This is a genomic window from Pseudomonas mosselii, from assembly GCF_005796105.1.
Lineage (GTDB): Bacteria > Pseudomonadota > Gammaproteobacteria > Pseudomonadales > Pseudomonadaceae > Aquipseudomonas > Aquipseudomonas mosselii_C.
Genome location: NZ_VAUO01000002.1, coordinates 508,807 through 522,543 on the forward strand (window position 1 = coordinate 508,807; position 13,737 = coordinate 522,543).

Annotated in this window: 10 protein-coding genes and 1 pseudogene; 6 read left to right on the forward strand and 5 right to left on the reverse strand. The window is 63.3% G+C overall.

Annotation, left to right across the window (positions count from 1 at the left end; translation table 11 throughout):
• Positions 1–25: 25 nt before the first annotated feature.
• The 5 genes and pseudogenes from FEM01_RS24690 to FEM01_RS07320 all read right to left on the reverse strand — a co-directional run.
• Positions 26–499: pseudogene (locus tag FEM01_RS24690) on the reverse strand (MCP four helix bundle domain-containing protein); the annotation flags it as partial.
• 350 nt (positions 500–849) lie between these two features.
• A complete protein-coding gene (gene guaA / locus FEM01_RS07305; RefSeq protein ID WP_138218757.1) occupies positions 850–2,427 on the reverse strand; it encodes a glutamine-hydrolyzing GMP synthase in 1,578 nt (525 codons plus the stop codon).
• A gap of 127 nt (positions 2,428–2,554) precedes the next feature.
• Positions 2,555–4,024, reverse strand: a complete 1,470-nt coding sequence (gene guaB / locus FEM01_RS07310) for an IMP dehydrogenase (RefSeq protein ID WP_138218759.1) — start codon at positions 4,022–4,024, stop codon at positions 2,555–2,557.
• 150 nt (positions 4,025–4,174) lie between these two features.
• Positions 4,175–4,729, reverse strand: coding sequence for a sugar ABC transporter ATPase (locus FEM01_RS07315; RefSeq protein WP_138218761.1), 555 nt, complete (start codon positions 4,727–4,729; stop codon positions 4,175–4,177).
• Positions 4,730–4,779: 50 nt separating this feature from the next.
• The gene (locus FEM01_RS07320; protein ID WP_138218763.1) at positions 4,780–5,535 is read right to left on the reverse strand and encodes a sulfite exporter TauE/SafE family protein; all 756 of its coding nucleotides are present in this window, start codon (positions 5,533–5,535) and stop codon (positions 4,780–4,782) included.
• Between the two features lie 97 nt (positions 5,536–5,632).
• On the opposite strand from FEM01_RS07320, the gene FEM01_RS07325 reads away from it, so the two are divergent.
• From FEM01_RS07325 to FEM01_RS07350, 6 genes are all read left to right on the forward strand, one after another.
• Entirely contained in the window at positions 5,633–6,514 is an 882-nt protein-coding gene (locus FEM01_RS07325; protein ID WP_138218765.1) for a LysR family transcriptional regulator, read from the forward strand.
• A gap of 114 nt (positions 6,515–6,628) precedes the next feature.
• The gene (xseA, locus tag FEM01_RS07330) at positions 6,629–8,008 is read left to right on the forward strand and encodes an exodeoxyribonuclease VII large subunit (RefSeq protein ID WP_138218767.1); all 1,380 of its coding nucleotides are present in this window, start codon (positions 6,629–6,631) and stop codon (positions 8,006–8,008) included.
• 3 nt (positions 8,009–8,011) lie between these two features.
• Complete coding sequence (locus FEM01_RS07335) at positions 8,012–8,839, forward strand: M23 family metallopeptidase (protein ID WP_138218769.1); 828 nt, start codon at positions 8,012–8,014, stop codon at positions 8,837–8,839.
• 403 nt (positions 8,840–9,242) lie between these two features.
• Entirely contained in the window at positions 9,243–10,916 is a 1,674-nt protein-coding gene (gene leuA / locus FEM01_RS07340; RefSeq protein ID WP_138218770.1) for a 2-isopropylmalate synthase, read from the forward strand.
• Positions 10,917–11,132: 216 nt separating this feature from the next.
• On the forward strand, positions 11,133–12,344 hold the full coding sequence (locus tag FEM01_RS07345; protein WP_138218771.1) for a DUF6384 family protein: 1,212 nt from the start codon (positions 11,133–11,135) through the stop codon (positions 12,342–12,344).
• A gap of 4 nt (positions 12,345–12,348) precedes the next feature.
• Complete coding sequence (locus FEM01_RS07350) at positions 12,349–13,713, forward strand: hypothetical protein (protein WP_138218772.1); 1,365 nt, start codon at positions 12,349–12,351, stop codon at positions 13,711–13,713.
• Positions 13,714–13,737 lie beyond the last annotated feature (24 nt).

A 13,737-nucleotide genomic window follows, 5' to 3' on the forward strand; every position in this document is an offset into this window, starting at 1 on the left:
CGCCCATGATGGTGCGGTAGGCTTCGTGCAGCTCACCGGACATCAACTGCTTGGCAGCGACCAAATCGCCACGCTCGATAGCGGCGATGGTACGGTCGATGATCGCCTGATAGAGCGGCCAGTCTTTTTCCATACGGTCGCCAGCGACCCGCTCGTCGTCAGCCAACGGGGTGGTGCGGTAAAGGGCGAAAGCGCGCTCACTGGCCTGGCGATTGTCTTTCAGCGAGGTGAGGATGGTGTTGCGTTCAGCAGCATCGGCGCCTGCGCTCGCGGCGGCGAGCAAGCGGTAGAGATCTCGGCTTTGCGAAATGGCATTGCTACGAGCATCGGCGGTCTTGGCCACCGACACAAGGTTGTTAGCAAACACCGACTGCAAGCTCGACGACAACGAACTGATGCCTTGGCTACCCAGCATCCCGACGATCAATGTGATGAAAGCGCAAAGCGCGAACGCAAGGTACAACTTGGTCGAAAGCTTTGCATCGTAGAACCAATTCATAGACGGGCCTGCACCGAAAGAAGGAGTTGGCGCCCCACCGAACGAGTGTGCGCCTTCGCGTTATCGACTGAGGTAACGCGGCCTTAAGGGCGCGGGGAAAATATTTCAGGGCAGCCATCCAACAGGGCAAGGAGCCCCGTACATGTCTGTACAGGTACTTGATTCGTCATTGGCTGACGCGCTACCTGCAAGGTACCAGCGGCACTTGGCATTGGTATGACGTGGTGACCGTACAGGGCGCTGCACGACACCCCAATGGTTTGCATGGCCCGAAAAGCCGAAAGCCCGCAATGATGCGGGCTTCCGGGGTGTTTCTTGCCACTCGCTGCCGGTCTATGCCGGACACGGGATCATTCCCACTCGATAGTGGCAGGCGGCTTGCTCGATACGTCGTAGGTCACCCGCGAAATGCCTTCGATTTCGTTGATGATACGCCCGCTGACGGTCTCAAGCAGTTCGTACGGCAGGTGCGCCCAGCGTGCGGTCATGAAGTCTACGGTCTCGACGGCGCGCAGTGCCACGACCCAGGCGTAGCGGCGGCCATCGCCGACGACACCCACGGACTTGACCGGCTGGAACACCACGAAGGCCTGGCTGGTCTTGTGGTACCAGTCGGCCTTGCGCAGCTCTTCGATGAAGATGTGGTCGGCACGACGCAGCAGGTCGGCGTATTCCTTCTTCACTTCACCCAGGATACGCACGCCCAGGCCCGGGCCTGGGAACGGGTGGCGATAGACCATGTCGTACGGCAGGCCCAGCTCCAGACCGATCTTGCGCACCTCGTCCTTGAACAGCTCACGCAGCGGCTCGACCAGCTTGAGGTTCATCTCCTCCGGCAGGCCACCGACGTTGTGGTGCGACTTGATCACGTGGGCCTTGCCGCTCTTGGCGCCAGCCGACTCAATCACGTCAGGGTAAATGGTGCCCTGGGCGAGGAACTGGATATTTTCCAGCTTGCTGGCCTCGGCATCGAAGACATCGATGAAGGTGCGACCGATGATCTTGCGCTTCTTCTCCGGGTCGGCTTCGCCGGCCAGGTTGTCGAGGAACTGCTTTTCAGCGTCGGCGCGGATCACCTTGACGCCCATGTTCTCCTTGAACATGGCCATCACCTGGTCGCCCTCGTGCAGGCGCAGCAGGCCGTTGTCGACGAATACGCAGGTCAATTGGTCGCCGATAGCGCGGTGCAGCAGCGCAGCGACCACCGAGCTGTCGACGCCGCCGGACAGGCCCAGCAGGACGTTGGCCGAACCCACTTGCTCGCGCACCTGGGCAATCGCGTCTTCGACGATGTTGGACGGCGTCCACAGCGCTTCGCAGCCACAGATGTCCTGGATGAAGCGCGACAGGATGCGACCGCCTTGCTTGGTGTGGGTCACTTCCGGGTGGAACTGCACGCCGTAGTAGCCGCGCGCATCGTCGTACATCCCGGCAATCGGGCAGCTCGGAGTGCTGGCCAGCACGTTGAAGTTGCCCGGCATCTGGGTGACCTTGTCACCGTGGCTCATCCACACGTCCAGGCCCAGCACGCCGTCGTCGTCGACGTGGTCTTCGATGCCATCGAGCAGGCGGCTCTTGCCGACCACGTCGACACGCGCGTAACCGAACTCACGCAGCTCGGAACCTTCGACCTTGCCGCCCATCTGCTCGGCCATGGTCTGCATGCCGTAGCAGATGCCCAGGACCGGGACATTCAGGTCGAACACCGCCTGCGGCGCGCGCGGGCTGTTGGCTTCGTGGACCGACTCGGGACCACCGGCCAGGATGATGCCGCGTGGGTTGAAGGCGCGGATCGCTTCATCGTCCATGTCGAACGGGTGCAGTTCGCAGTACACGCCGATCTCGCGCACGCGGCGGGCGATCAGTTGGGTGTACTGGGAACCGAAATCGAGGATCAGGATGCGGTGAGCGTGAATGTCGAGGGCCATGACTCAATCTCTGATGCAGTTGCGAGCTTCGAGCCGCAAGCTGCAAGTTGATCGGGGGGAAACGCGGTAGCTGCTGCTGGGCAGCTACCGCTTGAAGCTAGAAGCTTGTAACTGACCGCTGGAGGCGTTAGCCAACCCGGTAGTTAGGGGCTTCTTTGGTGATCTGTACGTCGTGCACGTGGGACTCGGCCATGCCAGCACCGGTGATACGCACGAACTCAGGCTTGGTACGCATCTCTTCGATGGTCGCGCTGCCGGTGTAGCCCATGGACGAACGCAGGCCACCCATCAGCTGGTGGATGATCGCCGACAGGGCGCCTTTGTAGGGCACGCGGCCTTCGATACCTTCCGGCACCAGCTTCTCGGCACCGGCCGAGGAGTCCTGGAAGTAACGGTCGGACGAGCCCTGGGCCTGCGCCATGGCGCCCAGCGAGCCCATGCCGCGGTAGGCCTTGTACGAGCGGCCCTGGAACAGCTCGACTTCGCCCGGCGCTTCTTCGGTACCGGCGAACATCGAACCCATCATCACGCACGAGGCGCCCGCGACGATGGCCTTGGACAGGTCACCGGAGAAGCGGATACCGCCGTCGGCAATCAGTGGCACGCCAGTGCCTTCAAGGGCGGCGGCGACGTTGGCGATGGCGCTGATCTGCGGCACGCCGACACCGGCGACGATGCGGGTGGTGCAGATCGAGCCTGGGCCGATACCGACCTTGACGGCGTCAGCACCAGCTTCGGCCAGGGCCTTGGCAGCAGCGCCAGTGGCGATGTTGCCGCCGATCACCTGCACGTGCGGGTAGTTTTCCTTGACCCAGCGAACGCGGTCGATCACGCCTTTGGAGTGACCGTGGGCGGTGTCGACCACCACCACGTCAACGCCGGCTGCAACCAGGGCGGCAACGCGCTCGCCGGTGTCCTTGCCAGTGCCGACCGCAGCGCCGACGCGCAGACGACCTTGGTCGTCCTTGCTGGCCAGCGGGTAGGCCTTGGCCTTTTCGATGTCCTTGACGGTCATCATGCCCTTGAGGGCGAACTTGTCGTCGACGATCAGGACTTTTTCCAGACGGTGCTTGTGCAGCAGCTCGCGGACTTCGTTCTTGTTGGCGCCTTCGCGAACGGTGACCAGACGCTCTTTAGGCGTCATCACGTCGCGGACCTTGGCGTCCAGGCGGCTTTCGAAGCGCACATCACGCGAGGTGACGATGCCGACCAGGTCGCCGTTGGCCAGTACTGGAACACCCGAGATATTGTTCAGGCGGGTCAGGTCGAACAGGTCGCGCACGGTGGCGTCGGCGTCGATGGTGATCGGATCCTTGACCACGCCAGCCTCGAACTTCTTGACCTTGCGAACTTCGCCGGCCTGCTGCTCGATGGTCATGTTCTTGTGGATGATGCCAATACCGCCTTCCTGGGCCATGGCGATGGCCAGGCGCGCTTCGGTGACGGTGTCCATGGCAGCGGAAACCAGAGGGATGTTCAGCTCGATGCCACGAGTCAAACGGGTCTTGAGACTGACTTCATTGGGCAGTACCTCGGAGTAGCCAGGTACAAGGAGGATATCGTCGAAGGTCAGGGCTTCTTGGCTGATACGCAGCATCGCGGGGGCTCCCGGGCGGGAAAAATGGAAGCGCGCCATTATACTCATGCACGGCGCGCCGCTCAATGTAAATCAAGGGTCAAGTTACAAGCGGCAAGCGACAAGAATTCGCACACGCCTTGCGTGCCGCTTTTACGTGAAGCTTGCGGCTCAGGGCTTGCAGCTGACCTGCACTACCGCCACCGGCTGATCGAGCCAGTCGGCGAAGCTGTCGAGAAAGGCCTGGGTGAACCCGGCCTCGCCCCAGTTGTTGAAGATGAACCCAAGGTTGGAAAAGGCACATGGCTGCAAGTAGAGAAAGCCATTGATGTCGTCTTCGAAGCCGCACAGCGGGCAGGTGAAGTTGTCGCTCACCGCCGGCATCCACTCCTCAAGGCTCTCGAACAGCGGCTCGCCCACCTCGCGCCGACACTCCGGGCAGCCGGCCTCCTCCAGAAAACCTGCGGTGGGGGTATAGATGCAGCGCTTGAGCATCACCTCCAGGCCGTTGACCGACTCGCCGAACGGCAGCTTCTCGGGGTGCAAGGCGATCTTGCGCGCGCCCTCGGCCAAGGCATGCCCCATGCGGTTGCCAGTGCGCCCGCAGGTGGTCAATTGCTCTTCGACGACCTTCTCACGCACCAGCCAGCGCAAGATCGCACGGGCACGGGCTTCGTGGACCGGCACGGTGGACAGTTTGGGGACGATGATGCTTTGCGTGTTCATGAACGGGACGGGCCTGCGAACTTCGGTAATCGGGCAATTCTACCGCCTGCTCAGCCGCTCAGATAGCGACCGATCAGCGCCAGCCCGCTGGCCAGCACCAACCAGGTGACCAGCCGCACGAAGGCCTCGCGCGATAGCTTGAGGGTCAGGCGTCGGCCAACCCACAGACCCAGGCCCATCACCGGCAACAAGCATACCGCGAGCAGCAACAAGCGACTGTCGGCGTAGACCCCGGCGATCAGGAACAGCGACAAGCGCACGATCGTGCTGCAACTGATCAACGCGCTTTGGGTAGCGCGAACCTGCTCTTTGGCCTGCAAGCGTGCGCTCAGGTAGATGGCATACAAGAATCCGCCACTGCCGAACAGCGCGCCAAACAGCCCGCCCAGCGTGCCCATCGGCACGGCCCACAGGCCGGACAGTTGCGCCGGGCGCACCTTCACCGCCAGGCCATAGATCGCGTAGGCGGTGACGAACAGGCCCATCAGCAACAGCAGCAGGTCGGACTTCAGGTGCAACAGAAACACCACGCCCAGTGTGCAGCCCACGGCCATGCACGGTAGCAGTCGCAGCAGTTCGCCACGCACCACATCGCGGCGCGAGGGCAGCAGGTTGCCGAACGCGGCGACGAAGTCCAGCAGCACCAGCAACGGAATGATCCGCGACAACGGCATGAAGTGGATCAACACCGGGCCTGCGACCAACGCCGTGCCGAAGCCGGCGATGCCGAAGACGACGTAGGCGGCGCCAACGGCGAGCAGGATGAGCAACCAATCAACACCGGTAAAAGACAGTTGAGCGAGCATCGACGCGATTCCAGGGAAGACCTGTAGAGGTTAGCCATCGACGAGCCATGCCGACTAATATGCCTTTGCGCCACAAGCTATCTCGAAAAGGCATGCCATGACGTCAACCCGCCAATTGCGTTACTTCGTCGAAATCGCCGAGTGCGGCAGTTTCAGCGCCGCCGCCGAGCGGCTTTATATCGCCCAGTCGGCGCTGAGCCGGCAGATCAAGGAGCTGGAAACGCAGTTGGGCACGGCGTTGTTCGAGCGTACCGCCAGGCAACCTCGCCTCACGGCCGCAGGCCAAGCCTTCCTGGGCCGTGCTCGACGCCTGCTGACCGACCTGGACAAAGCCGAGCAACTGGTCCGGGAGGTCGGGCAGGGCCTACGCGGCAGCCTGCGCTTGAACCATTCCAGCACCGTCCCACTGACTGGCCGACTGCTCGAACGCCTGGGCGGCTACCTGTACGCCAACCCCGGCGTGGCGTTGGAAATTGCCCAGCAATCCTCTGAAGCGCAACTGCAAGATATCGCCGAAGGGCGCCTGGAGATCGGCCTGCTACGTTTGCCGGTGCTGCGCCAGCACGAGGGGGTGTCGCTGCATGAGCTGTTCACCGAGCCGCTGCTGCTGGCAGTGGCGGCAGATCATCGGTTGTCTTCGGCGCGAAGTGTGCGGCTGGAGCAACTGCGCGAAGAGCGCTTCATTTCCATTCCCCACCGTCAGCGTGGCGGGCTGAGTTACCTGTCGGCGTCGCTGTGCATGAATGCAGGGTTCTTTCCCCAGGCTGCGCAGGTGGTGTCGCGCAAGACCACCCAGTTGCAACTGATCCAAGCCGGGTTCGGGGTCGCGCTGCTGCCGCAGAGCATGCGCGAGATCGCTCCGGCGTCGGTGTGTTTCGTGCCGCTGGCCGAAGCCTGCGAAAGTACCGTAGCGCTGGCCTGCCGGCAGGATGCAGGGGAACTGGTGCGCCAGTTCGCGGCGTCCATGGGGGTTGAGTAGCCTTTCCGCAGACCCGCACACCCTGCCCGACCTCATCACGATTCGCCGATTCAGCATGCGGCGTTTGAGGACCAGGACAGACAACCCACCAGCATGTCCTTTATGATGCCCGACATGATCAAAGACCCCTTCGAACGACTCGGCCTGGACCGCGAGGTCCTCACCGTCAGCCAGCTCAACGGCCGCGCCCGAGTGCTGCTGGAGGACGTGTTCCGCAGCGTCTGGGTGGAAGGCGAGATTTCCAACCTCGCGCGCCCGGCCTCCGGCCACCTGTACTTCACCCTCAAGGACAGCGGTGCGCAGATCCGCTGTGCGCTGTTCCGTCAGAACGCCGCACGGGTGCGCCAAGCCCTGCGCGACGGCCTGGCTGTGCGCGTGCGCGGCAAGGTCTCGCTGTTCGAAGGGCGTGGTGACTACCAGCTGATCCTCGACACCGTAGAGCCTGCCGGTGACGGCGCCCTGCGCCTGGCCTTCGAAGCGCTGAAGGAAAAACTCGGCGCCGAAGGCCTGTTCAGCACCGAACGCAAGCAGCCACTGCCCGCTCACCCACAGCGTATCGGCATCGTCACCTCGCCCACCGGCGCGGTGATCCGCGACATCATCAGTGTGTTTCGCCGCCGTGCACCGCAAGTCGAGCTGAACCTGATTCCCACTGCCGTGCAGGGCCGCGAGGCGATCAAGCAGATCGTCCACGCCCTGCACATGGCCGACCGGCAAGGCTTCGACGCGCTGATCCTGGCGCGTGGCGGTGGCTCCCTGGAAGACTTGTGGTGTTTCAACGAAGAGGCCGTGGCACGTGCCGTGGCCGCCTGCGTGACGCCCATCGTCAGTGCGGTGGGCCATGAGACCGACGTGTCGATCAGCGACTTCGTCGCCGATGTGCGCGCACCCACGCCGTCCGCCGCCGCCGAACTGCTCGCACCCGACAGCAGCGGCCTGCAACTGCGCCTGGACGGTTTGCAGCGACGTCTGCTGCTACGCATGCAGAATCGCCTGGCCCACGACCGCCTGCGCCTGGATGGCCTGGCCCGGCGCCTGCGCCACCCTGGCGAGCGGTTGCGTCAGCAGGCGCAGCGCCTGGACGACCTGGACATGCGCCTGCGCCGCGCCTTCCAGTTCGCCATGCAGCAACGCCGCGAGCAGCTCGGCCGCCTCGACATGCGTCTGGCCGCTCAGCACCCGGGGCGTAACCTCACGCTGCTGCGCCAGCGTCTGGACAGCCTGAGCGAGCGCCTGCCACGGGCGATGCGCGAGGTCCTCAAGGACCGCCGCCAGCGCTTCCAGGCGCAATTGCAGACGCTTCAGGTGGTCAGCCCGCTGGCCACCCTGGCACGCGGCTACAGCATCCTGCTCGACGAACGCGGCCAGGCCGTGCGCAGCGCCGCGCAGACCCACAACGGCCAGCGCCTGACCGCCCGCCTCAACGAGGGCGAGCTGAAAGTGCGGGTCGAAGACAACCACCAGACCCCGGTCACCCTCTCGCTACTGGACTGACACATGCCCCGCCTGCTCGCGCCCCTGCTCGCCCTCGCCCTGCTGCTGCCGATCACTGCCGCCCAGGCCAGCTACATCACCCGTGCCCTTAACAAACCCGTGCCCGGCGGCGTGGCGGTGATCGACCTGGGGCCCGCGGCCAGCGCCCCCAGTGCGCGGTTCGATGGCAAGCCGGTGCTGGTAGTGAAGGAGCAGGACACCTGGCTGGCAATCGTCGGTATCCCGCTCACCCAAAAACCCGGCAGCGCAGTGCTGAGCCAAGGTGGGCGCAACCTGCCCTTCAACGTGGGCAGCAAGAAATACCCCGAGCAGCACATCACCTTGAAGAACACCCGTCAGGTCAACCCCAACCCGGACGACCTCAAGCGCATCGACCGCGAACTGGCCGAGCAGATCAAGGCGTACCGCAGCTTCAGCCCGACCCTGCCGAGCAACCTGATCCTCGACAAGCCGGTCAATGGCCCACTGTCGAGCAAGTTCGGCGTGCGCCGCTTCTTCAACGGCGAAGAACGCAACCCCCACGCCGGCCTGGACTTCGCCGTGCCGGCCGGTACGCCGATCAAGACCCCAGCCAACGGTAAGGTGATTCTGGTCGGCGACTACTTCTTCAATGGCCGCACGGTGTTCGTCGACCATGGGCAAGGCTTCATCAGCATGTTCTGCCACATGTCCAAGATCGATGTGAAGGTCGGCCAGGCGCTGCGCCGTGGCGAGGTAGTCGGGCGCGTCGGCTCGACCGGACGCGCGACCGGGCCGCACATGCACTGGAACGTCAGCCTCAACGATGCTCGCGTGGACCCGGCAATCTTCATCGGCGCGTTCCAGCCCTGAGCGCGCGCCGCCTGATTCGCGGCGCAGCACTTGTGGAGCGGGCTTGCCGGAATGCCAAACCACCGCGAAGCGGCGCAGCGCGTGACATCGCTTTCACCGGGTTGCGCCCACGCTAAATACCGCGCAAAGTTTTTAGCAAAAACCCAAAAGGTCAGACATAAAATCTCGCCCCAAAGCAATTTTTAAGCATTCCTCTCAATTTTTTCGCAGTGCTTGCCATCCCCCACCCCACTGGTTAGGGTTGAGCACATGAAAACCTTCAGTACCCTCATTTTGCTCCGACAACATCGCAGCCTCTGCCTGGTCAGCGCCCGACTACCAGGCTGAATCCCGCCGCCTCGCCCTTTCATCTCGTTATTGCCCGGCAGGCCCGATTTCGGCCGCACACAAAAGGATTGCTTCCATGACCATGCTCAAAGACCCTTCGAAGAAGTACCGCGCCTTCCCGACCATCGACCTGCCTGACCGTACCTGGCCGTCGAAGACCATCACCCAAGCACCGATCTGGTGCAGCTCGGACCTGCGTGATGGCAACCAGTCCTTGATCGAGCCAATGGACTCGGAGAAGAAGCTGCGTTTCTGGAAGACCCTGGTGCAAGTCGGCGTCAAGGAGATCGAAGCCTCGTTCCCATCGGCCTCGCAAACCGACTTCGACTTCGTGCGCATGCTCATCGAAGACGGCCACATCCCGGACGACACCACCATCCAGGTGCTCACCCAGGCCCGTGAAGACCTGATCGCGCGCACCTTCGAGTCGCTGCGCGGGGCCAAGAAGGCCATCGTCCACCTGTACAACGCCACCTGCCCGGCCTTCCGCCGCATCGTCTTCAACCAGGACAAGCAGGGCGTGAAGGACATCGCCGTCAACGCCGCCAAACTGTTCGTCAAATATGCCGCGCAGCAGCCGGAAACCCAGTGGACCTTCCAGTACTCGCCGGAAACCTTCAGCGCCACTGAGCTTGAGTTCGCCAAAGAGGTGTGTGATGCGGTGATCGAGGTGTGGAACCCGACGCCTGAGCACAAGATCATCCTCAACCTGCCGGCCACTGTCGAAGTCGCCACGCCGAACATTTACGCCGACCAGATCGAATGGTTCTGCCGTAACGTCAACCGCCGCGACAGCGTGATCATCAGCCTGCATTGCCACAACGACCGTGGCACGGGCATCGCTGCCACCGAGCTGGGCCTGATGGCCGGCGCCGACCGCGCCGAAGGCTGCCTGTTCGGCAACGGCGAGCGTACCGGCAACGTCGACCTGGTCACCCTCGCGCTGAACCTCTACACCCAAGGCATCGACCCGCAACTGGACTTCTCCGACATTGACGGCGTACGCAAGGTGGTCGAGGAGTGCAACCAGCTGCCGGTGCACCCACGTCACCCGTATGTGGGCGACCTGGTGCACACCGCCTTCTCCGGCTCGCACCAGGATGCGATCCGCAAGGGCTTCGCCAAGCAACAGGAAGGCGAGCTGTGGGAAGTGCCTTACCTGCCGATCGACCCGGCCGATATCGGGCGTAGCTACGAGGCGGTGATCCGCGTCAACAGCCAGTCTGGCAAGGGCGGCATCACCTACCTGCTCGAGCAGGAATACGGCATCAGCCTGCCGCGCCGCATGCAGATCGAGTTCAGCCAGGTGGTTCAGGGCGAAACCGACCGCCTGGGCCTGGAAATGACCGCCCAGCAGATCTACAAGCTGCTGCACAAGGAATACCTGCAAGCCAACGCGCCGTACGCGCTGGTCAGCCACCGCCTGCAAGAAGAAAACGGCCACAGCAATGTGGAAGTGGAAGTCGCCGGTGAAGGCGAGACCAACCTGCACTGGCGTGGCAAGGGCAATGGCGCCCTGGAAGCCCTGGTCGCCGGCCTGCCAGTCGCGGTCGAGATCATGGACTACAACGAGCACGCCATCGGTGCTGGCACCAACGCCAAGGCAGCGGCCTACATCGAACTGCGCGTGGCCGGTGGCCGCCCGGTGCACGGCGTAGGTATCGACGAGAACATCACCACCGCCAGCTTCAAGGCGCTGTTCAGCGCGCTCAACCGCTCGCTGAGCCAGCAGCAGGCCAAAGCCGCCTGAGTCGTCCAGCGCTGACCTGAGGGCCGCCCTGCGGTCCATCGCCGAGCAACTGGCGATGGGCCGCAGGGCGGCCCTTTATTTTTCTCGGGCACAAAGTCGAGCCATCATTTCGCCTGCAACTCTGGATATACTGCAACGCCCAGTCACTCATGCAAGGACCCACATGAGCCATCGCCCGGAGCGCGAACTGCGCAGCCCTGCCACGGATCAGAAGCGATGAGTGTCTCGCTGAACGAACAGATGGGGGCCATGACACTGGTCGACCAGCTTCGCCATCGCGAGATGGCAATCCAGGAGCACCTCGACCTACCCCGACGCCGCATCGAGGTGGCCGAGCGCATCCGCGCGTACTACCAGAACAACGGCATCATCTTCGACGACGCGGTCATCGATGAAGGCGTACGGCAGTTCTTCTCGCGCCGCCTGCAATTCGAAGCACCCGCCCTGAGCCGCCCTCAGCGCGTGCTGTCCCGCCTCTTCATGGGCCGTGCCAAGCTGGTCAACTATACCGCCGCCGCCCTGGTGAGCCTGTTCATGGCACTGTTCGCCCATTGGCAAATGGAAACCAAGGTCGATGCAAAGGCTGAACGGCTCATGGCCGACAGCCAAACCCTGCAAGATGCAATCGCGACGCAACGCCTGCGCCTGGAACAGACCAAGCTGCGCCTCAAACGCCAGCCCAACGCCACGGTCGAGCGCTTGCTGGCCAAGGCCGAACCTCTGCTGCCCAGCGCCGCACCTGCGGTGAACTTGAACCCGGCCGACTTCGCCGACCGCGATGCCTTCAAGGCGCAACTGGCCAGAGCCCAGATCACCCTGAGCAACACTCGTCAGAACCTCGACAGTGTGCGCAAACGGCTTAACCGTATCGACCACCTGTACGCCAGCCTCGGACAACAGCAACAACTGCTCGCACGCCTGCTGGGCATGCACCTGGCGTCCCCCGAACACCAGGAAATGGCGGACTGGATCGACAAGGCAGGCGAGCAGATCGCCTCGCTGCGCCTGGAAAAGGCGGACAAAACCCTGAAAAATGTGGAAAGTTACCTGAATTACGCAAGCCAACCCCTGACCCTCGCGCTGGTCGACCGTCCCGGCACCCAATCCGGCGTAGAGCGCTGCTACGAGCCCAGCGGCTGTAGCAAAGGCAGCAGCCGCGGCAAGAGCTGGTACCTGATCGTCGAAGCCTTGGACAGCGCCGGCAACCCCGTCTACGTGCCGGTTACCAGCGTGGAAGACAACCAGGCGCGCTGGACCAAGGTGTTTGGCGTGCGGGTCAGCCGCGACGAATATCGGCGGGTACGCCAGGACAAGCTCGACGATGGCCACATCAGCCAGCGCTATATCGGCGAAAAAGCCGCCAATAGCTTGGAACTACGCTTCAGCCAACGCACTAGCGCCAACCCCGACATGATCCTTGAGTGGTAACGCCATGACACCGACCGCCCTCGTCAACGCGCTCGAACATAACTCGCGCCAGGCCGAGCGCCGGCTACGCGAAGCCGAGCAGGCGCTGTGCGTCGAGTCCGAACAGGAAACCCGGCTCGAACACCTGATCAGCTCGAAACTGACTGAAATCGCCAGCCTGCAACTGACGCTCGACCCCTCGCATAGCCAACAGGCTCATGCCTTGCTGGAGCAGCGCGAACGTGCCCGTGCCGCCCTGGAACAGGAACTCCAGACCGTAGAGCAGTTGATCGCCGAGCGCCTGGATAGGCGCCAGCAGCTGCACCTGGCACTCCAAGGCCAGGCCGCCCAGGCGCGAGACCGGCTGGAACAAGACCCATCGTATCGCCAGTTGCTGGAGCAACTGGAAGCGACACAGCAAGCCGAGCAGCAAGCCCATGCAGGCTACGAGGAAATTCGCGAAGAGTGCGCCACCAAGCTGCAAGGCTACCGCAGCAACCGGCTGTACCGCTTCCTCAAGGACCGTCACTACGGCACCGAGCAGTACCGCGGGATCCTGCTGTCGCGTGCCATGGACCGTTACCTGGCCATGGTCGTGAACTTCGAGCGCAACCACGCCAACGAACAGGTCCTCCTGGCCATGCAGGCGCGTAACGAGAGCCAGCGCCAGGCCCTCGGTGAGGCGCTGGCGCAGTTGCAGGCACAACACCAGCAATGCCTGGATAACATCGGCTCCACTGCCGAGCTAAAGGCCCTGAAGGACGAGCAAGCGAACCTGGATACCCTGCTGGCGCAGTCCAAGGCGCATGCCAGCCGCTTGAATGCACAACTGAGCGCTTTTGCCCAGCAGCGCGACCCTCACCTGCACCAGATTCGCCAAGGCATCGCGGACCGACTCAAGGCACGCCCGCTGGCCGAGCTGATCGTCGAGGCGGCGAAGACCCCGTCGCCCCACGACGACCTGCTGGTGAGCGACCTGCAACTGCTGCATGCACGTTTGCGAGAACTCCAGCAGCGCATGAAGGGCGTACAGCTCGAGGCCAGCGACAAGCGCCGCCTGTACGACCGCGCCAAGACCCTCGAATACGCCCTGCGCGATGACCATTACAAAGATCCGAGCCATGGGTACGAACTGCGCCAACCGATCGAGCAGATCCTTGATGACTACATGAACAGCCTGCTCGACCAGCAGGGCGTGCAGCGATTGCTCGACGAAGGCCGTCAGTTCGTGCCGTTGCACCGACGTGACGACCCCAGGAACCACAGTTGGGGTACGTCTTCGAGCCACACCCCAGGTGGCTTCTCCAGCACCGGCAGCATCGGCGGCGGTGGCTTCAGCACCTCCGGCAGTTCCGGTGGCGGTGGCTTCACGACCTCCAGCAGCTTCTGACCCGTTCCCTTTACCAGCCCCACT